Annotated in this window: 19 protein-coding genes and 1 pseudogene; 8 read left to right on the forward strand and 12 right to left on the reverse strand. The window is 72.6% G+C overall.

What is annotated here, in order from left to right; genetic code table 11:
* The first annotated feature begins 508 nt into the window (after positions 1 to 508).
* The 3 genes from ACZ3UD_RS23615 to ACZ3UD_RS23625 all read left to right on the forward strand — a co-directional run bounded on the left by ACZ3UD_RS23615 (position 509) and on the right by ACZ3UD_RS23625 (position 3,761).
* The gene (locus ACZ3UD_RS23615) at positions 509 to 928 is read left to right on the forward strand and encodes a YciI family protein (RefSeq protein WP_465590979.1); all 420 of its coding nucleotides are present in this window, start codon (positions 509 to 511) and stop codon (positions 926 to 928) included.
* The gene (locus tag ACZ3UD_RS23620) at positions 901 to 2,232 is read left to right on the forward strand and encodes an RNA polymerase sigma factor (protein ID WP_465590982.1); all 1,332 of its coding nucleotides are present in this window, start codon (positions 901 to 903) and stop codon (positions 2,230 to 2,232) included. Before ACZ3UD_RS23615 ends, ACZ3UD_RS23620 begins: the two co-directional genes overlap by 28 nt.
* A gap of 134 nt (positions 2,233 to 2,366) precedes the next feature.
* Complete coding sequence (locus tag ACZ3UD_RS23625) at positions 2,367 to 3,761, forward strand: pyridoxal phosphate-dependent decarboxylase family protein (RefSeq protein ID WP_465590985.1); 1,395 nt, start codon at positions 2,367 to 2,369, stop codon at positions 3,759 to 3,761.
* Positions 3,762 to 4,026: 265 nt separating this feature from the next.
* Here ACZ3UD_RS23625 and ACZ3UD_RS23630 read toward each other — a convergent pair whose 3' ends face one another.
* On the reverse strand, positions 4,027 to 4,521 hold the full coding sequence (locus ACZ3UD_RS23630; protein WP_465590988.1) for a hypothetical protein: 495 nt from the start codon (positions 4,519 to 4,521) through the stop codon (positions 4,027 to 4,029).
* Between the two features lie 149 nt (positions 4,522 to 4,670).
* On the opposite strand from ACZ3UD_RS23630, the gene ACZ3UD_RS23635 reads away from it, so the two are divergent.
* Complete coding sequence (locus tag ACZ3UD_RS23635) at positions 4,671 to 5,099, forward strand: PPOX class F420-dependent oxidoreductase (protein WP_465590992.1); 429 nt, start codon at positions 4,671 to 4,673, stop codon at positions 5,097 to 5,099.
* Positions 5,100 to 5,224: 125 nt separating this feature from the next.
* On the opposite strand, the gene ACZ3UD_RS23640 is transcribed toward ACZ3UD_RS23635, so the two are convergent.
* The 4 genes from ACZ3UD_RS23640 to ACZ3UD_RS23655 all read right to left on the reverse strand — a co-directional run bounded on the left by ACZ3UD_RS23640 (position 5,225) and on the right by ACZ3UD_RS23655 (position 9,823).
* A complete protein-coding gene (locus ACZ3UD_RS23640) occupies positions 5,225 to 6,016 on the reverse strand; it encodes a putative protein N(5)-glutamine methyltransferase (protein WP_465590995.1) in 792 nt (263 codons plus the stop codon).
* Between the two features lie 247 nt (positions 6,017 to 6,263).
* Positions 6,264 to 8,321, reverse strand: a complete 2,058-nt coding sequence (gene ligA, locus ACZ3UD_RS23645) for an NAD-dependent DNA ligase LigA (protein WP_465590998.1) — start codon at positions 8,319 to 8,321, stop codon at positions 6,264 to 6,266.
* 71 nt (positions 8,322 to 8,392) lie between these two features.
* Positions 8,393 to 9,103: a ScbR family autoregulator-binding transcription factor gene (locus ACZ3UD_RS23650; RefSeq protein ID WP_465591001.1), complete on the reverse strand. Its 711-nt coding sequence runs from the start codon at positions 9,101 to 9,103 to the stop codon at positions 8,393 to 8,395.
* A 276-nt stretch (positions 9,104 to 9,379) separates the two neighbouring features.
* Entirely contained in the window at positions 9,380 to 9,823 is a 444-nt protein-coding gene (locus ACZ3UD_RS23655; protein ID WP_465591004.1) for a RidA family protein, read from the reverse strand.
* A gap of 215 nt (positions 9,824 to 10,038) precedes the next feature.
* Here ACZ3UD_RS23655 and ACZ3UD_RS23660 point away from each other — a divergent pair, with 215 nt between their 5' ends.
* A complete protein-coding gene (locus ACZ3UD_RS23660; RefSeq protein ID WP_465591006.1) occupies positions 10,039 to 10,674 on the forward strand; it encodes a C40 family peptidase in 636 nt (211 codons plus the stop codon).
* Positions 10,675 to 10,676: 2 nt separating this feature from the next.
* Here the strand turns inward: ACZ3UD_RS23660 and ACZ3UD_RS23665 are convergent, their stop codons facing one another.
* Positions 10,677 to 11,153: a MarR family winged helix-turn-helix transcriptional regulator gene (locus ACZ3UD_RS23665; protein WP_465591009.1), complete on the reverse strand. Its 477-nt coding sequence runs from the start codon at positions 11,151 to 11,153 to the stop codon at positions 10,677 to 10,679.
* A 107-nt stretch (positions 11,154 to 11,260) separates the two neighbouring features.
* On the opposite strand from ACZ3UD_RS23665, the gene ACZ3UD_RS23670 reads away from it, so the two are divergent.
* Complete coding sequence (locus ACZ3UD_RS23670; RefSeq protein WP_465591011.1) at positions 11,261 to 11,671, forward strand: VOC family protein; 411 nt, start codon at positions 11,261 to 11,263, stop codon at positions 11,669 to 11,671.
* 158 nt (positions 11,672 to 11,829) lie between these two features.
* Here the strand turns inward: ACZ3UD_RS23670 and thrS are convergent, their stop codons facing one another.
* The 3 genes from thrS to ACZ3UD_RS23685 all read right to left on the reverse strand — a co-directional run bounded on the left by thrS (position 11,830) and on the right by ACZ3UD_RS23685 (position 14,685).
* On the reverse strand, positions 11,830 to 13,089 hold the full coding sequence (gene thrS, locus ACZ3UD_RS23675; protein WP_465591014.1) for a threonine--tRNA ligase: 1,260 nt from the start codon (positions 13,087 to 13,089) through the stop codon (positions 11,830 to 11,832).
* A gap of 247 nt (positions 13,090 to 13,336) precedes the next feature.
* Complete coding sequence (locus ACZ3UD_RS23680) at positions 13,337 to 14,068, reverse strand: leucine-rich repeat domain-containing protein (protein ID WP_465591017.1); 732 nt, start codon at positions 14,066 to 14,068, stop codon at positions 13,337 to 13,339.
* Positions 14,065 to 14,685: a TetR/AcrR family transcriptional regulator gene (locus ACZ3UD_RS23685; protein ID WP_465591020.1), complete on the reverse strand. Its 621-nt coding sequence runs from the start codon at positions 14,683 to 14,685 to the stop codon at positions 14,065 to 14,067. Before ACZ3UD_RS23685 ends, ACZ3UD_RS23680 begins: the two co-directional genes overlap by 4 nt.
* A 150-nt stretch (positions 14,686 to 14,835) precedes the next feature.
* On the opposite strand from ACZ3UD_RS23685, the pseudogene ACZ3UD_RS23690 reads away from it, so the two are divergent.
* A pseudogene (locus tag ACZ3UD_RS23690) lies at positions 14,836 to 15,404 on the forward strand (IS630 family transposase); the annotation flags it as partial.
* A 212-nt stretch (positions 15,405 to 15,616) separates the two neighbouring features.
* Here the strand turns inward: ACZ3UD_RS23690 and ACZ3UD_RS23695 are convergent.
* Genes ACZ3UD_RS23695 through ACZ3UD_RS23705 form a run of 3 tightly spaced genes read right to left on the reverse strand, consistent with a single transcriptional unit; the run spans position 15,617 to position 17,023 of the window.
* Positions 15,617 to 16,474 (reverse strand): class I SAM-dependent methyltransferase, encoded by an 858-nt coding sequence (locus ACZ3UD_RS23695; protein WP_465591022.1) that lies wholly within the window; start codon positions 16,472 to 16,474, stop codon positions 15,617 to 15,619.
* 23 nt (positions 16,475 to 16,497) lie between these two features.
* The gene (locus ACZ3UD_RS23700) at positions 16,498 to 16,842 is read right to left on the reverse strand and encodes a VOC family protein (RefSeq protein ID WP_344641599.1); all 345 of its coding nucleotides are present in this window, start codon (positions 16,840 to 16,842) and stop codon (positions 16,498 to 16,500) included.
* Between the two features lies 1 nt (position 16,843).
* Positions 16,844 to 17,023 carry a ribbon-helix-helix domain-containing protein gene (locus tag ACZ3UD_RS23705; protein ID WP_280685940.1) on the reverse strand — a complete coding sequence of 60 codons (180 nt, stop codon included), beginning with the start codon at positions 17,021 to 17,023 and terminating at the stop codon, positions 16,844 to 16,846.
* Between the two features lie 290 nt (positions 17,024 to 17,313).
* Between ACZ3UD_RS23705 and ACZ3UD_RS23710 the strand changes: the two genes are divergently transcribed.
* On the forward strand, positions 17,314 to 17,592 hold the full coding sequence (locus ACZ3UD_RS23710; protein WP_465591026.1) for a hypothetical protein: 279 nt from the start codon (positions 17,314 to 17,316) through the stop codon (positions 17,590 to 17,592).
* Positions 17,593 to 17,731: the final 139 nt, after the last annotated feature.

Genomic DNA, 17,731 nt, shown 5'->3' on the forward strand with positions numbered 1-17,731 from the left:
TGGGTGGACGAAGGCTGGGCCGCGGCCTGGGAGCGAGCCGTGCCCGAGCTGCTGGGCCTGGTGTCCGGTCCCGGGCCGGAGATCCGCCGGGCCGCCGCGAGCCTGGTCGGCCGGGCCGGCAGCCCCGGCACATTCGTCCTGGCCACGCTGCTGACGCGATGGGACGCGGAGGAGGATCCCGCCACAAGCCTCGACCTGGTGATCGCCCTCGGCGCGGCCACCCACCCCGCCGCCACCGTCCTGGCCGAGACCCTCACCCGAGACGACCGCCTCATGACCTCCGCCGGCTGGCACGACTTCGTCGACGACGAGACCGTCCGCGCGGCCGTCACCACCCTGGTCACGGCCACAACACCCCCGGCCGCCCCCCCGTACCGACCCGTAACGGGCGTCCGGCGAAAAAAATCCGGTCCGAATCCGCCCGCCGTGTCGATCCGCGAGCGCGCCGTTCGACCTGGGACTGAGAGGGTCGGGAGACGACCCCCGATCAAGGAGAAGGAGAGCGACGATGGCGAAGTACATGCTGATCATGCGGGGCACGGACGAGTCCCTGGCGAAGATGACGGAGACGCCCTTCGAGGAGATGCTCGAAACCATCGGCCGCTTCAACGACGAGCTGATCCGGGCCGGCGTGCTCGTCGCCGCCGAGGGCCTGGACGACCCGTCCCAGGGCGTGGTGGTCGACTACAGCGGTGAGACCCCGGTGGTCACCGACGGGCCGTACGGTGAGACGAAGGAGCTGTTCGGCGGCTTCTACGTGCTCGACGTCGCTTCGAAGGAGGAGGCCGTCGAGTGGGCCAAGCGGCTCCCGGCGATCCCCGGCTCGAAGTGCGAGATCCGGCGCGTGCCGGGCATCGACGAGTTCCCGCAGGACAACGAGTGGATCGTCAAGGAGCGGGCGTGGCGCGAGCGGACCGGCCAGCTGTGACGCCCGAGGCTCCCGACGGCCCGCCGATCGCCGAGTCGGCGCGGCGGGCCGTCGAGGCCGTCTGGCGGATCGAGTCGGCGCGGATCGTCGGTGCGCTGGCCCGCTACACGGGGGACTTCGGGCTCGCCGAGGACGTCGCACAGGAGGCGCTGGCGGAGGCGCTCGTCACCTGGTCGCGCGACGGCGCGCCGGCCAGTCCGGTGGGCTGGCTGCTGGCGACCGCCCGGCGGCGGGCCATCGACACCTTCCGCCGCAAGTCGGCACTGGACGAGCGGTACGCCGCGCTCGCCGGACAGCTGGCGGACGGCGAGTTCAGCTCGGGCGCGGCGGCCGCGCCCGAGCGGCCGGACGACCTGCCGTGGGATCCCGACCGGGTCGACGACGACGTCCTCGCGCTCATGTTCACCGCCTGCCACCCGGTGCTGTCGCCCGAGGCCCGGGTGGCGCTCACGCTGCGCGTGGTGGGCGGCCTGTCCAGCGAGGAGATCGCCCGGGCGTTCCTGGTGCCGACTCCGACCGTCCAGGCCCGGATCACCCGGGCGAAGAAGACCATCGCCGCCGCCCGCGTGCCGTTCGAGCTGCCGCAGCCCGAGGAACGGCGCGAGCGGCTCGGCGCCGTCCTGAGCGTCCTGTACGTGATCTTCACGGAGGGCTCGACGGCGACCACCGGCGACCACCTGCTGCGCCCCGATCTCGCCTACGAGGCCGTCCGGCTGGCCCGGATGCTGGCCGCCCTGCTGCCCGCCGAGCCGGAGGTGCACGGGCAGCTCGCGCTGTTCGAGCTCACCGCCGCGCGCTTCCCGGCGCGGACCGGGCCGGACGGCGAGGCGGTGCTCCTGGAGGACCAGGACCGGCGGCTGTGGGACCGGTCGGCGATCCGTCGCGGCCTGGCCGCACTCGGCCGGGCCTCTTCCGCCGGGCGGGGCCTCGGTCCGTACGGTCTGCAGGCCGCGATCGCCGCCTGCCACGCGACGGCGGCCTCGGTGCGGGAGACCGACTGGGAGCGGATCGTGCTCCTCTACGAGTCGCTCGGCCGGGTGGCCCCGTCGCCCGTGGTCGAGCTCAACCGGGCCGTGGCCGTCGCGATGGCGAGCGGACCGCAGGAGGCGCTGGCCGTGGTCGACGACCTGCTCGCCTCCGGCCGCCTGTCGGGCTCGCTCCTGCTCCCGGGCGTGCGCGGCGAACTGCTGGCCCGCCTCGGCCGCACCGCCGAGGCCCGGGCCGAACTGGAGCTCGCCGCCCGGCTGTGCCGCAACGCCCGCGAGCGGTCGGTGCTGCTGCGCAAGGCTGCCGCATTGGCCTGACGCCCGCCCGGCGGCTCCGACCGCACCTCCCCACGAGCACCCGAACTCCCAGGCCACCCGCGTCGAATTGGCCCGCGACACCCCACCCCCCACCCACTAGCCTCGGGCTGACAATCGATCAACGGAGAAGCCCCATGCACCCCGCACTCGCCGCCGACCTCGACCAGTTGCCCGCCCTCCTGGAGGAGACCCGGCAGCGGGCCGTCGCCTTCCTCGCCGGCCTCGACGGCCCGGTGATCCCGCAGCAGGCGGACCGGCCGACGCCGGCGCAGCCGCTGCACGAGGACGCCGATGGTCTGCGGGCGGCGCTGGCGGAGTTCGGCGAGCGCTGGCAGCCGCGGCTGTCGGCCAGCGCCGGACCTCGCTACTTCGGCTTCGTCACCGGCGGTGCGACCCCGGCCGCGCTGGCGGGCGACTGGCTGACCTCCGCCGCCGACCAGAACTCCAACTCCTCGCTGGACCCGGCCGGTCAGCACCTGGAACGGGAGACGGTCGGCTGGCTGCGCGAGCTCTTCGGCCTCTCCCCCGCGCACAGCGGCACCTTCGTCAGCGGCGCGACCATGTCCAACACCGTCGGCCTGGCGGTCGCCCGGGAGTGGCTGGGCGAGCGGCTCGGCGTGAACGTGGCCGAGGACGGGGTCGCCGCGCTCGGCCGGGTGCGGGTGCTGTCGGGCAGCGCGCACTCCAGCGTGTCCAAGGCGCTGAGCGTTCTCGGCCTGGGCCGCCGGGCGCTGACCACCGTGCCCACACTGCCCGGCCGCGAGGCCGTGGACGTGGCCGCTCTGGAGGGCGCGCTCGCCGAGGCCGACGGCCCGTGCATCGTGGTGGCCAACGCGGGCACGGTGAACACCGTCGACTTCGACGACCTGCGCGCGATCGCCGGCCTGCGCGAGCGGTACGACTTCTGGCTGCACGTGGACGCCGCCTTCGGCGCCTTCGCCGCCCTCTCGCCGAAGCACGCCGAGCTGACGGCCGGGCTGGACCTGGCCGACTCGGTCTGCGTGGACCTGCACAAGTGGCTCAACGTGCCCTACGACAGTGCCGTGCAGTTCACCCGCCGCCGCGACCTGCAGGCGAGGGTCTTCCAGAACGCCGCCGCCTACCTCGGTCCGATCGGCGAGCACCCCGACCTGGTCCACCTCACCCCGGAGAACTCGCACCGACTGCGCGCCCTGGCCGCCTGGTTCACCCTGCGCGCCTACGGCCGGGCCGGCCACCGGGAGATCGTGGAGCGCTGCGTCACCGGCGCCCGCGCACTCGGCGAGGCCGTCGACGCGACCGACGGCCTGCGGCTGCTCGCCCCGGTCCGCCTCAACGTCGTCTGCTTCACCCTTGCCGCCGACCCCACCCCCGAGCGCCTCGCCGCCCTCGCCGCCGGACTCTCCGACGAGGCCTTCCTCACCCCCACCCGCTACGCCGGCCGGCCCGCCCTGCGCGCGGCGTTCAGCAACTGGCGCACCACGGACCAGGACGTCCGCCGCACCGCGTCCGCGCTCGCGGACGCAGTCCGGAAGCTGGCATCGAACTGACCTACAGCGGGCTGCACCTGCACCGCGAGGCCATCGCGTCCAGCGGGGTGTAGTTCCCCCCGGGAGAAGCAGGTGGTGTGCTGCGCGGTGTCGACGCCCTTGCCGCAGGGGCGCCCGGAGTCGGCGTCCGCCGCGATGATCACCCCGACGGGCGAAGGAGGCCATGGCCCGGTTCATCTCGGCGAGCGGGTGGCCGGCCGTCCGGTAGTGCAGCTCGTAGCGTCAAACCCGCTGCGTGCAGCGGCTCACCGGCGCGCGCAGCGGCTTACGGGTGCGCACCGTCCCCGTACACGCCCCCCGCCGAGTCGGTCAGGCTCGCCATGAACTCCGCATGGGCGAGGTTCATGAACACCAGTGCGCGCCAACGGGGCCGGTGGGCGGGGTGGTCGCGGAACCGTTCGGCGGTCTCGCACAACCGCTCCCACCAGAGCATGACGTCCTGGCGCAGCCGCTGGGTCTGTCCGGGCTCGTCGTACCGGCCTTCGGCCATCACCTCCTCCCAGGCGCCGAGCAGGTCGGCCAGGTGGATGCAGTCGCTGGCGGTGATCTCCGCGAGGCGTTCGGCCGCGAATCGGGCGTCGCTGCCCTCGGGCTGCGCGGCGACGACCTCGCCGAGGCGTGCGGCCAGGAACTTCTGCAGCGGGGTGACGTCCTTGTAGTGCAGGTCGTCGGAGAACTCCAGGACTTCCTTGGGCTGGTGGGAGGCGGCCATCGTGCGGTGCCCTCTCGGCTCGAACAGCACTCGGTGACGAATCGTCACTCCTCGTCGCCTCCCGACCCTAGCCCCCTGCGGCCGCCGCCATCGGCGGATTGCACAGATCCCCGCCGTTTCGCTCCGATCGTCCCCGCCGCGCAACACGCCTGCCGTGCCTTGACCTTCACACCGGTGTGAAGCCCGATGATGCTCCCATGACCGCCACTGCTTACGACCCGTACGCACTCCTCGCGCAGAGCCGACTCGGCGTCCTCGCCACCATCAAGGCGGACGGCCGGCCCCAGCTCTCCCCCGTCATGCCCCACTACGACCGGGAGGCGAACGTCATCCTGATCTCCACCCGGGAGGGGCTGGCCAAGACGGCGAACCTGCGCCGGGACGCACGGGTCAGCCTGGAGGCGACCGGACCGGACGGGCGGTCCTGGGTCACCGCCGAGGGCGTCGCCACCCTCACCGGGCCGGGCACCGACCCGCACGGGCCCGAAGTCGAGGCGCTGGTCGACTACTACCGCCGGGCCGCCGGGGAGCACCCCGACTGGGCGGAGTACCGCGAGGCGATGGTGTCCGACCGCCGGGTGCTGCTCACCATCCCGGTCGACCACGTGTACGGGGCCAGGATCTGAGAACGCATGGCCTGAGCACGCGGGGCCTGAGCACGCGGGCGCTGCGACCGCACCGTCCGCGGACCGAGGCATGACGGCCCGTCCCGGCCACCGGCACGGGGTGCGGTGGCCGGGACGTTCATCGTTCACGGTCGGGTCGCGGTGACCACCGTCGCGTCCAACTCCTCGTCCCGGCTCACCATCGCCGTCAGGCCCGCCGCCCGCGCCACCGCCAGCGCGCCCGCCGCCTGCCGCTCGCTGGTCTCGAACAGCAGCGAGCCGCCCGCCGCCAGCCACCCCGGTGCCTCGGCGGCCACCCGGCGCAGCACGTCCAGTCCGTCGGCCCCGCCGTCCAACGCGGGCCGGGCCTCGTACAACCGGGCCTCGGGCGGCAGCAGTTCGAGGTCGCCGGTCGGTACGTACGGGACGTTGGCGATCAGCACCTCCACCCGCCCGCGCACCGCGTCGGGCAGGGCGGTGAACAGGTCGCCCTCGAGGATTCGGGCGCCCGTTCCGGCCAGGTTGCGCCGGGCGCACCGGACCGCGCCCGGGTCCAGGTCGGCGGCGTACAGCTCGACGGGGTGTCCGGCGGTGGCCGTGACGGCGGCGCCGAGTGCGCCGCTTCCGCAGCACAGGTCGACCACCAGCGCACCGGGGCCGGTGAGTCGGGCGGCAACGGCGGCCAGGAACTCGCTGCGCCGACGTGGGACGAAGACGCCGGGGTCGACGGCGATCCGCAGACCGGCGAACTCGGCCCAGCCGACGACGTGTTCGAGCGGCCGCCCCTCCGCGCGGGCGCGGACCATGGCGGCCAGCTCGGCGGGTGAGGCGGCGGCGGTGAGCAGGATCCGCGCCTCGTCCTCGGCGAACACGCAACCGGCGGCGCGCAGCCGGGAGACGACCGAGGAGCGGAGAGCGGCGGAGGAGAAGAGCGGCAAAGGGAACCCCTTGGGCAGGAGAGGAGGAGAACGGAGGACTCCGTCAGGGCTCCCGCCAGGGCCGACACCGCATCGGCGCACCCGCGCTACGCGCGCGGGGCGCCCGCACGGCCGCGCTCCGGGAGCACCCGCTCGGACATACCGGTAATGGGTCTCACCTCCCTGTGTCGCGGTCGTGTTCGGCGTCGGCCACCCTACCGCACCGGCGCCGCCGGCGATCAAGCCGTTCCCACCGCCCTGGACCAACTCAGCCGAGGAAGTCGGCCACCAGGGCCACGAACTCCTCCGGCGTGGTGATCGGCACGCCGAGCTCCTCCGCCTTGGCCCGCTTGGAGCCCGCCTTCTCGCCCGCGACCAGCAGGGTGGTGCGCCCGGACACCGAGGAGGAGGCCTTGCCGCCCGCCCGCTCGATCAGCTCGTTCATCGCGTTGCGGGAGAGTTCGGCCAGGGCGCCGGTCATGCTGCCGGTGACCACGACGCTCTGGCCCGCCAGCGGGCCCGCCGCCCCGACCTCGTCCGTAGCGGTGGAAACCGAAGCGGCGGCTGCGGCGGGCTCGGTCACCTCCGTGCCCACCCCCTGCGCCGCCAGCCGGTCCAACAGCGCTGCCACGTCGGCGAGTTCAGCCAGGATCACGGCCGCCTTCTCCACCCCGATGCCGTCCACGGCCGCCAGCGCCTCGGCGTCGGCGGCGCGGATCGCGGCCATGCTGCCGAAGTGGGCGGCGATCCGGCGCGACATGGTCCGCCCGGTGCCCCGGATGCCGAGCGCGCAGAACACCCGGTTCAGCGGCCGGGTGCGCGCGACGTCGATCGCGGCGAGCAGGTTGTCCGCACTGGTCTCGCCCATCCGCTCCAGGGTGAGCAGCTGCTCACGGGTGAGGGTGAACAGGTCGGCGAGGTCGGCGACCAGCCCGGCCTCGACCAACTGCACGGCCCGGGTGCCGCCGAGGCCCTCGATGTCGAGCTGGTCACGCCCGGCCGCGTAGATCACCGAGGCGACGGTCTGGCAGCCGCGGCCGCGCACGCAGCGCCAGCGCTGCTCGGAGGTGTCGATGGCGTCGCCGCAGCGCGGGCAGACCTCGGGGAAGGCGATCGGCTGCTCGGCGCCGGTTCGCTCGTCGACCAGCGGTGCCTCCACCCGCGGGATCACGTCCCCGGCGCGGTAGACGAACACCTGGTCGCCGATCATCAGCCCGCGGCGCTCGATGTCGGCGGGGTTGTGCAGGGTCGCGTAGGTGACGGTGACGCCGTCGATCACCACCGGTTCGAGCACCGCCCGGGGCGCGATGATCCCGGTGCGCCCGACGTTCCACTCCACGCCCAGCAGCCGGGTCACCTTGTGCTGGGCCTGCAGTTTGCGGGCCACCGCCCAGCGCGGCGCGCGGGAACCGGAGCCGGCTTCCTCCTGGTCGGCCACCGCGTCCGCCTTGACCACCACACCGTCGATCCCGAAGGGCAGCGCGGCGCGCAGGGCGGCGATCTCCTCGATCCGCTGCTCCGCCTCGGCGAGGGTGGCGCAGCGACGGGGTGCGGCCTCGGTGCTGGCGGCGGTGTTGGCGCCGAGTCCGGCCAGCCGGACCAGTAGCTCGGCGTGGTCGAGACCGGGCAGGCCGAGGGCGTCGTAGCCGAAGAAGGTGAGCTCGACCCGGTAGGGGCGGTCCTTGGCGCGCAGGGTTCCGGCGGCGCCGCTGCGCGGGTGGGCGAAGGGGGTGGCGCCGTGGGCGGTGCGGACGGTGTTGGCCTGCTCGAACTGCTCGTGGGTGAGCAGCACCTCGCCGCGCAGTTCGACGTCGAGCGGCTCGGCGAGCCGGGCGGGCAGGCCGAGCACCATGTCGGCGGCGTGGCTGATGTCCTCACCCGCCAAGCCGTCGCCCCGGGTGAGCAGCTGGGTGAGCCAGCCAGCCTTGTAGCGGGCGGCGACGGCGAGGCCGTCCAGCTTGGGTTCGACGCACCAGGCGGCGACCGGGCGGCCGAGTCTGCGCTCCAGCCCGGCGGCCCAGGACTCCAGCTCCTCCGCGGAGAAGACGTTGTCGAGCGAGAGCATCGGCGCGCTGTGCGGCACGTCGCCGACGGCCGCGCCGCCGGCCACCTTGCCGGTGGGCGTCTCGGGCAGCACCTCGCCCGGGTGCTCGCGCTCATAGGCCTCGATGGCCCGCACCAGGGCGTCGTACTCGTCGTCCCCGAGCGGGGTGGAGCCGTCGGCGTAGTACGCGGCGGCGGCCCGTACGGCGGTGGCGACGGCGTCGGCGTAGGCCTCCGGGGAGGCGAGGGCTGCGGGGGAGGCCGTGGTGGCTGCGTCCTTCATACCGACATCATGTCGAGCAGCGCTGACATTCGACCTGTCGCACGTGCGCGCCGCCCTCGCCGCGGCGCACGTCAGACGGGCTGCGGAAGCCCCGCATGCCAAGCCTGACGCTCCGCCGACTCCTCGCCACCCTCCTCCGCCGCGCGGGCCGCGGCGACCTCGGCGACCACCTGGGCGCCACGGTCCGGGCTCATCCGCAGCGAGCCGAGCACTCCGGGCACCGCAACGCTCGGCATCAGGTGCTGGAACAGCCCGGACACCCGCTGCTCCAGGTCGGCACGACCGGAGAGCTTCTGCGATTGGATCTGCACGCCCGTCCAGGCGGCGGTGATCAGCCAGGCGGTGTCGGCCGGAACGACGTGCGGGAGCAGCTCGCCGCGCTCACCGGCGGCGACCAGCAGCGTCTCCATCCGGCTTATCCAGCCGGGGATCGAGCCGCCGCCGATGTCGTCGAACACGTCCTGGCCGAGCGAGAGCCGGGCGCCCGCGCTGAGCAGCGGGTCACGCGGCATCAGGTGCGCGACCACCATCCCGGTGTCCACGAACTCCTGGAGCTTGCAGCTCCGTTCAGGCACTCCGTCCTGGACGAACTGCTCCTCCACGACGCCTTGCGCGAGATCCCGCTTCGAGGCGAAATGGAAGTACACCGCGCCCCGCGTCACCCCCGCCCGGGAGACCACCTCCCCGATGGTGGCCCCCTCGTAGCCGAACTCGTCGAAGACCGACGCCGCGGCCTCCAGGATCAGCCGACGCGTCCGAAGCGCCCGCTCCTGCCGCACCACCGCAACCACCCCGCCTGAGCTCCCGCAAAACAAAACCAAACACCCCGCATCTTAGCTGCGGGCGGCCCACAGGCGACAAGGCGATGACGGGGAATCGACCCAACCTCCCCTCTTTCCCCACGCACCCGTTCATTCCTCCCCACGACCTGTCAGATCCCGGCAGCACCGGCCGATGCGGAGCCAGCCACCGATCCGACGACGAACCCTCCCTCCACCCTCCATTTCCACCTTGAAACCGAACGATCGGTTTCTTTCAGTCGTCTACCCCGGGGCACGTCACGGCAGCACGGCCACCGCCTCCACCTCCACCAGCTGGTCGGTGTAGCCGAGCACCGCGACGCCGAGCAGCGTGCTAGGGGCGTCGTGCTCCCCCATGTACTCCCGGTACACGTTCCACACCTTCACCAGGTCCGCCTGGTCACTGGAGGCCACGTACACGGTGGTCCGCGCGATGTCGGAGAGCCCCGCACCCGTGTCCTCTAGCACGGTTATCAGATTGCGCATCACCTGGTGGGCCTGCCCTTCGTAGTCGCCGACGGCGACCGTACCCCCCTCCTCGTCCAGTGGGCAGGCCCCGGCCAGCCACAGCGAGCGGGCTGGGGCGTCGACCACCGCCGCGTAGGCGTAGTCGACGGCCGGGGTCAGGCGCGTGTTGCGGACCAGCTTGACGGCGCTGTTCACGAGGTCCTCCGATGGTTGCGGCCGAACTTTCGCGCTCATCGTTGGCCCCTCAGGACCGGTGGTCAAACGAATTTACGGCGAACTCCCAGCGGCGCCAAGGCCCGTGTGCTCACGATTCACCGTTGCGGGTGATGGCGCGCGGGCCCGCCGGACCGCGATCCTGGTAGCCGTCCGACGTGCGCCCCGCCGCGCCCCGCTGCCCCGCTCACACGGACGACCACGCCAACACCGCAGCAGCACCGGGGAGTCGACCGATGGAGTCCCAACCGCCCAACCGCGACCAGGCCTCCGGAGTCGGACGGCGCCGGATGCTCGGCCTCGCCCTCGGGGCGGGTCTCGTCCCGGCCCTCACCCCGGCGGCCGAGGCAGCGACCCAGGCCGCCCAGGCGGCCCACGCCGCACCGCCGTCCGAGCCCGTCGCCGCCCTCGGCCAACGGGTCGTCGCCGTGGCCGAGACCCAGATCGGCATTCCGTACGCCTGGGGCGGCGGCGACCGGCTGGGCCCGAGCCTCGGCTTCTGCGACGACGAGAACGGCTACCTCAACGGCAAGTGCCTGGGCGAGACCACGATCGGCTTCGACTGCAGCGGACTGTCCCTCTACTGCTGGTACCGGGCCAGCCACGGCACCGTCGAGCTCGGGCACTACACCGTCGCCCAGTTCCACCTCGGCGCCCCGGTCGAGCGCGACGCCCTAACCCCCGGCGACCTGCTGTTCTTCTCCCGCCCCGACGCGCCCCTGCACCACGTCGGCATCTACGCGGGCGACGGCGCGATGATCCACGCCGAGCGCACCGGCACGCTGATCGCCCGGGTCGAGCACGTCCTCGACGTCCCGCGCTGGGCGGGCGAGTTCGCCGGCGCCCGCCGTCCGGGGCCGCCGAGCGCCTGAGGTCAGAGGGCGCCGCGCCGCTCCTCCAGCCCGTGGTGCACCCGCAGCAGCAGCTCCCGCAGTGTCCGTCGCTCCCCCGCGTCCAACGGCGCCAGCAGTTCGTCCTGCACCGCCCGCGCCTGCCCTGCCAGCTCGGCCAGCAGCGCCCGCCCGGCCGGGGTGACCGACACCGAGACCCGTCGCCGGTCCCGCTGGTCCCGGGTGCGCTCGACGTACCCGGCCGCACCTAGCTGGTCGGCGACCTTCGCCAGGTCGCTCGGGTCGATGCCCAGCCGCTGCACCAGGTCCCGCTGTGCCTGCGGCCCGAAGTCGGCCAGCGCGGCGAGCACCGCCAAGTCCCAGAGCCGCAGATCGCGTTCGGCCAGCTGCTCGGCGAGCCGACCGCGCGCGGTCCGGCCGATGCGGGCGAGCAGGAACGTGCTGAGGTCCAGCAGGGTCGGCGGCAGCCCGTCGGGCGGGGTGGGGGTGTCGGAGGCCATGGCGGCATTCTAGGGTCCGTCCCTATAGTGGGTCTCGACCCATTAATTGACCCACCTCATCGCCCCACCTCATCGCCCCACTCATTCCGACCCCAGGAGTTCCTGCCGTGGACGCCCTGTACCCCCGTCTGCTCGTCACCCGCTTCGCCGAGTGCTTCGACTTCTACCGCGCGGTCCTGCCCGCGCTCACCGGCGCCACCCTCATCAAGGGCACGCCCGAGGGCCCGTACGCCAACTGGGACGTCGAGGACCAGGCCGTCCTGGTGCTCTTCGACCGCTCCGCGATGGCCGCCGCCCTCGGCACCGCCGACCTGCCCGCCCTCCCCACCGCACCCGCCCAGGATTCCGCGATGCTGGTCTTCCGGGTCGACGACGTGGACAAGGCCCTCGCCCACTGCCTCGACCACGGCGGTACCCTCGCCGCCCCGGCCACCGACCGCCCGGAGTGGGGCCCGAACCTGCGCAGCGGCCATCTGCGCGACCCGGAGGGCCATCTGATCGAGCTGCAGTCCTACTGACGGCCGCGGGTCGGGCAGCCCCTGGCCGTCCGCCCTCGAATCGCTCAGCCGCGCGGGGCCGGCGGCGGCGGACACGACCGCCGCGCCCATTCGACGGACGGCTGCCGCGGTCCCGCCGACACACCGCGCACCGCACCAGTCGTACGCATGCCACCGGTTCACCGGACGGACTCCTCCTCCCACAGTTCGGCGCTGCAGCCGGCGACCAGCGCGCCGATCCGTACCCAGGCCTCCTCGGCCGCCATCGGCTCAAGTCGGCGGCCGTCCCGCAGCCGCAGCGCGACCCGGTCGTCCACGGCCTCCTTGGCCCCGATCACCGCCTGGTACGGCACCAGCCGGGCCTCGCGGATCCGGGCGCCGAGGCTGCCGTGTTCCGGTCCGGCGATCTCGGCGCGCAGTCCGAGGTCCAGGCAGCGCTGCCGCAGCCGCTCGGCCTGTGGGACTTCGGCGTCGGAGATCGGCAGCAGCACGACCTGGGCCGGCGCGAGCCAGGCCGGGAACGCCCCGCCGTAGAGCTCGATCAGGTGGGCGACCACCCGCTCGACGCTGCCGATCACGCTGCGGTGCACCATCACCGGGCGGTGCTTGGCGCCGTCCGGGCCGATGTAGTGCAGGTTGAAGCGCTCGGGCTGGTGGAAGTCGATCTGGACGGTGGAGAGGGTGAACTCGCGCCCGGCGCCGTCGGCGATCTGCACGTCGATCTTGGGCCCATAGAACGCGGCCTCGCCTTCGGCCGCCTCGAACGGCACCCCGGAGCGCTCCAGCACATCGGTCAGCAGCGCGGTGGCCCGCTTCCAGAGGGCCGGGTCGGCAACGTACTTGCCGCCCTCGCCGGGCAGCGAGAGCCGGTAGCGGACCGGCACGATGCCGAGCGCGCGGTGCGCCTCGCGGATCAACTCCAGTGCGGCGACGGCCTCGTCGGCCGCCTGCTCGGGGGTGCAGAAGACGTGCGCGTCGTTCAGCTGGATCGCCCGGACCCTGGTCAGCCCGCCGAGCACACCGGACAGCTCGGAGCGGTACATGCCACCCAACTCGGCTATCCGCAGCGGGAGTTCCCGGTAGCTGTGGGGGCGGGAGCGGAAGATCAGCGCGTGGTGCGGGCAGAGGCTCGGGCGCAGCACCATCTCCTCCGAGCCGAGTTCCATGGGCGGGAACATGTCCTCGCGGTAGTGGTCCCAGTGACCGGAGATCTCGTACAGCTCCCGTTTGCCGAGCACCGGCGAGTACACGTGGCGGTAGCCGGCCCGGCGCTCGCGGCCGCGGATGAACTCCTCCAGGGTGTGCCGGATCGCGGCGCCGTCGGGCAGCCAGTACGGCAGGCCGGAGCCCATCAGCGGGTCGGTGTCGAACAGGTCGAGTTCACGGCCGAGCTTTCGGTGGTCGTGCTTCGGCTGGTCGTGCAGGGGCTGGTTGTTCATGGGGCTGGTCTCCACTCTGGTTCCGCGGGCGAGTGGATCCGGAGACGACGAAGCCCCGGGGCACTCGCCCCGGGGCTTCGGACTAGGTCAGCAGTCAGCGCACCGGGACTCTCTCCGGCGTCGTCGTGGCGAGTGCAGCGCGCTTCATGTCGTCCACGGTAGCAGGTCTTCGACGGTCTTGTTGATCTTTTCCCGCCGCGTCTCTCCGCCGATTCCACGCCGATTCCCCGCCGCAGCGGAACCGACCTCAGAACAGCACCACGCACCCGCGCGCGGCGAGCGCGTCCAGCAACCGGGCCGACGGCCGTACCTCGTTCCACCGCAGGTCGAGCTTCTCCAGCGCGGGCAGCGCGGTCGGATCGGCCAGCCAGTCCGGCAGTTCGACGATCCGGTTGCCGCGCAGGTCCAGCCGGCGCAGCCGCGGCAGCCCGGCCAGCACGTCCGGAAGCTCGGCGAAGGCGTTCTCCCGCAGTTCCAGTTCCCGCAGTTCGGCGAGCCGGGTGACGGAGTCCGGCAGGGCGGCCAACTCGTTGCCGCGCAGCCAGAGTTCACGCAGCGCACCGAGACCGCCGATGGATTCCGGCAGGGCGGTGAGCCGGTTCTGCTGGGCGCGCAGTTCGACCAGGGCCGCCATCTCGCCGATGGTGGACGGCAGTTCGGTGAGCCGGTTCTCGCCGACGTTGAGGTAGCGCAGCGCGGTGAGCCGCCCGAGCGCCTCCGGCAGGGCGGTCAGCGCATTGTCGTGCAGGTAGAGGAAGCCCCCGAGCGCGGCGAGTTCGCCTAGTTCGGCGGGCACCTCGGCCAGCCGGTTGTGCCCGAGGTCGAGGGTGCGCAGCCCGGTCAATCGACCGATGCCGGGCGGTAGTTCGGCGATCCCGGTCTCGGCGAGGATGAGCACGGTCAGCTCGGTGCGGTCCCACACCTCCGGCGGCACTTCGCCGAGCGGCTGCTTCCAGAGGTTGAGCGTCACGTCCGTCATGCCTGCGCCCCTCGGGTCGATGCGGGGTGGAACGACCCGTCCACGACGCGGTGGAGGAGGTCCTCCGGGAACTCGGCGAGCGTGCCGCGGGCCTCCTCGGTGAGGCGCATCGCAGTGGCGCCCTGGTGCAGGATGACCAGCAGCCGGGCGAGGTCGCGCGGGCGGACCTCCGGGGTGTGTTCGGAGGCCTCCTCGATCAGTTCGACCAGTCCGTCGATCAGCCGGGCCTCGTGCTCGGCGAGACTGCGGGCGACCTCGGGGTGGCGGGCGGCGTGGAGGGTGAACTCCATGGAGAGCAGGAACCAGCCCTCGTCCTCCCGGCGGCGGTCGGCCAGCTCGCGCAGCAGGCAGGAGGGGATGTCCTGGCCGGGGCCGACGTCCGTGAAGGCGGCGCGCAGGTCGGCGAGCAGCTTGTCGATCTGCTGGTCGTAGAGGGCGAGGAACAGCTGTTCCTTGTCCTGGCAGTTGGAGTAGAACGCGCCGCGGGTCAGCCCGGCGCGGGCGACGACGTCGCGGATGGACGTGGCGTGGAAGCCGTGTTCGACGAACAGGGCGAGGGCGCTGCCGTTCAGGGCGGCGACGGTCAGCGGGCGCCGCTTCGTGGGTGACTTGGGCACGAACTGCGGTCCTCGGCTCTCGTTCTCCGCTCGGCGGTGCCGCCGGGCGGCCCCGGCCCAGTCTACGGGTGGGCCGGGGCCGAGCCGTCCGCTCTAGTGTCCTGCGCCTGAAATTCGCTGCATATCTGCAGCCTTGCCTCCATGGCGCGCATGGGACGGCCGATGGCCGAGCTCACGTTGACCGACGACGAACGCGAGACGTTGGTCCGATGGGCGCGACGGGCGAAGTCCTCGCAGGCGCTCGCCCAGCGGTGCCGGATCGTCCTCGGCTGCGCGAACGGCAAGACGAATCAGGAGGTCGCCGCCGAACTCGGCATCTGGCCGCAGACGGTGGGCAAGTGGCGGCGGCGATTCCTGGACCGCCGGCTGGAGGGCCTCGCCGACGAGCAACGCCCCGGTGCCCCGCGGAAGATCGGCGACGAGCGGATCGAGGAACTGGTCGTCGCCACGCTGGAGCGGACCCCCGAGGACGCCACGCACTGGTCCCGGGCCTCGATGGCGGCGGAGACCGGCCTGTCGAAGTCCACGGTCGGCCGGGTCTGGCGGGCCTTCGGGCTCAAACCCCACCAGGTCGACACATTCAAGCTGTCCAAGGCCCCCAGTTCATCGACAAGGTCCGCGACGTCGTCGGGCTCTACCTGGACCCGCCGGAGCGGGCCCTGGTCCTGTGCGTCGACGAGAAGTCCCAGATCCAGGCGCTGGACCGCTCGGCACCGGTGCTGTCGGCGTACAGCTGAACGTCCCCAGCCACGTACGGATGAACGTGGCCACTTCTTGATGCGTGTCGAGGACCCTTCCCCGGCACTCTGCTGCTTGGTCGGTGAGGCCACGTGATGAAAGGACCCGACGGCATCGCCGTCGGGTCCCAGGCCGCCGCCGAGGCGGACGACTGGCTGGACCGTCCTTGCCCGATTCGACGGGTCGACGAGGGTCAGGTGGTGGCGAGCAGCATGTCCTCTCCGGTCGACGGGCGAAGGCCGTCGGTGCGATTGGCGAAGTAGCGCCCAGCGTGCGAAGCCCCCGACACGTGTCGGGCGTCCGCGAAACCGGATTCGCGGGCGAGGGCCAGCATCTCCTTCGGGGTGTAGAAGCTGATGAACGGCGTTCCGGACGCTCGCGCACCTTCCCTGCTCGCCCGCAGGCCGGGGCGGTCGGCCTCGTCGAGCAGGTCGGGCGGCAGGAGGAAGGTCATCGCGAGTGTGGAGCCGGGGGTGAGCCCGGCGATCTGGCGCAGGGTGGCCGCGGTGGCGTCCTCGGTGAGGTACATGGTGACGCCGGTGGACGCGATGAACGCCGGCCGACCGGGGTCGAAGCCGACGGCAACCAGCTTCTTCAGCCAGTCCTCGCTCGCCTCGAAGTCGACCGGCACCAGCTGCAGCCAGTCGGGGATGCCGTAGCCCAGTTCGACCAACCGACGGCGCTTCCACGCCTGCGGGCCGGGCTGGTCGACCTCGAAGACCCGCAGGCGGGAGGCGGTCTCCGGCCTGCGTTGGGCGAAGGTGTCCAGCCCGGCTCCCAGGATGACGTACTGGGTGACGCCGCGGTCGGCCTGCTCGATGACCAGGTCCTCGATGAACCGGGCGCGGGCTGCCATGGCCGCCCGGAACCCGCTGGTGAGGTGCGGGTCCATGTCGGGCCGGTGGCGCCAGTCGCCGTCGGGGGCCGCCAGCTCCAGGCCGATCTCGTCCTCGAACACGTGGGGCGGCCGGTCGACCTGGACGTGCATCGCCCGCCAGAGGGCGGTCCGCACCGCGGTGCCGTCCGGCGCCGCGGTCGCTTCGTCTGCCATGGTGTTCCCCTTCTCCGTCGCAGTCAGTTCTTGACCGGAGCCTGGAGGCTCCACAGCCGCCCGTCGGGGTCGCGGACCGTCATCAACCTGGTCCCGAAGTGGGTGTCCTCGAACGGCGTGACCACCTCGACGGACGGATCGGCACGAAACGCGTCCGCGTCCGGCACCTTCAGCACGACCTGCACCTGAGGCTCCCGGTCCTCGGGGACCTCCGCGATGAAGACGTAGGGACCGTCGCCGTTGCGGAGCTGGCCGGAGCTGTGGCCCGTCTCGAACTCCAGGTCGTAGCCCAGCGCCTGGAAGAAACGTGCCGCCTTGCCCCAGTTGTGGGTCTCCAGGAACAGGGCCTCGATTCCCTCGGTCGCCATGTCAGGCCTCCTTCTCGGTCGATTGGCACTCTTGCCCATGGGCGTCGTCGAGGTAGGCACGCAGCGCCTCGGCGACCAGTGCCGACAGCGACATGCCCGACTCGATGGCGCGGTACTTCACCTGCTTGATCAGCCCGATCGGCAGGTACACGTTGAACTGCTTGACTTCCTCATCGCCCACGAGACCAGGCTAACTCGTTGCTAGCATGCTAGCAAAATAGCCCGACCAAGACCGGGCGCGATCCCGAGGTGCTGCGGCTGGTACTCCGCGTCAACCCGGTGCTTACCACCGCGCCAGTCCCCGAGGAGCAGGTGCCGCAGCGGGGAAACCTCCGGCAGGTCGCCGGGTAACTGGCCGACGCCGTCCGGGAGCCGGCTGCGGATGCGCGCGGCGGGCGACGGCAACGGGCAAGGCACGGCGTGCGGCAGGCCGGTGGCCCGGGTGATCGCCAGCGGCGTACGGTGGAGGCGGTGAGCACGGCCGCACCCGCCTGGCCGCAGATGGAGCAGCTGCATGTCCGCCACCACGGAGCCTTCGCCTGCGTGAAGGCCGAACTGGCCGACGGCGAACGGGGCAAGCTGATGCGCCTGCGCTACACCGGCGCCGTCGGCAGATGGGGATTCGCCCCCTACTACGCCAGCAGCGATCGCTACGAGGACTCCCTGGTGCCCACCGGCCGCCCCATGGGAGCCGCCGCAGACGCACTCGACTGTGCCTGCCGGCTCCACCTCGCCGTCCCCGACATCTGACCAGACGCCAGCCACAGCCCCACCTCCGCCGTCAACCCCCGAAGGACTTCCGGAGCCGACCACTCAGCGAGACACCGAGGTGGCCTGACAGCTGGGGACGTTCGTCTGTACGCACCTGGGGAACTGAGGCCGTACGCCG

This window comes from Kitasatospora sp. NPDC023118 (assembly GCF_055560875.1).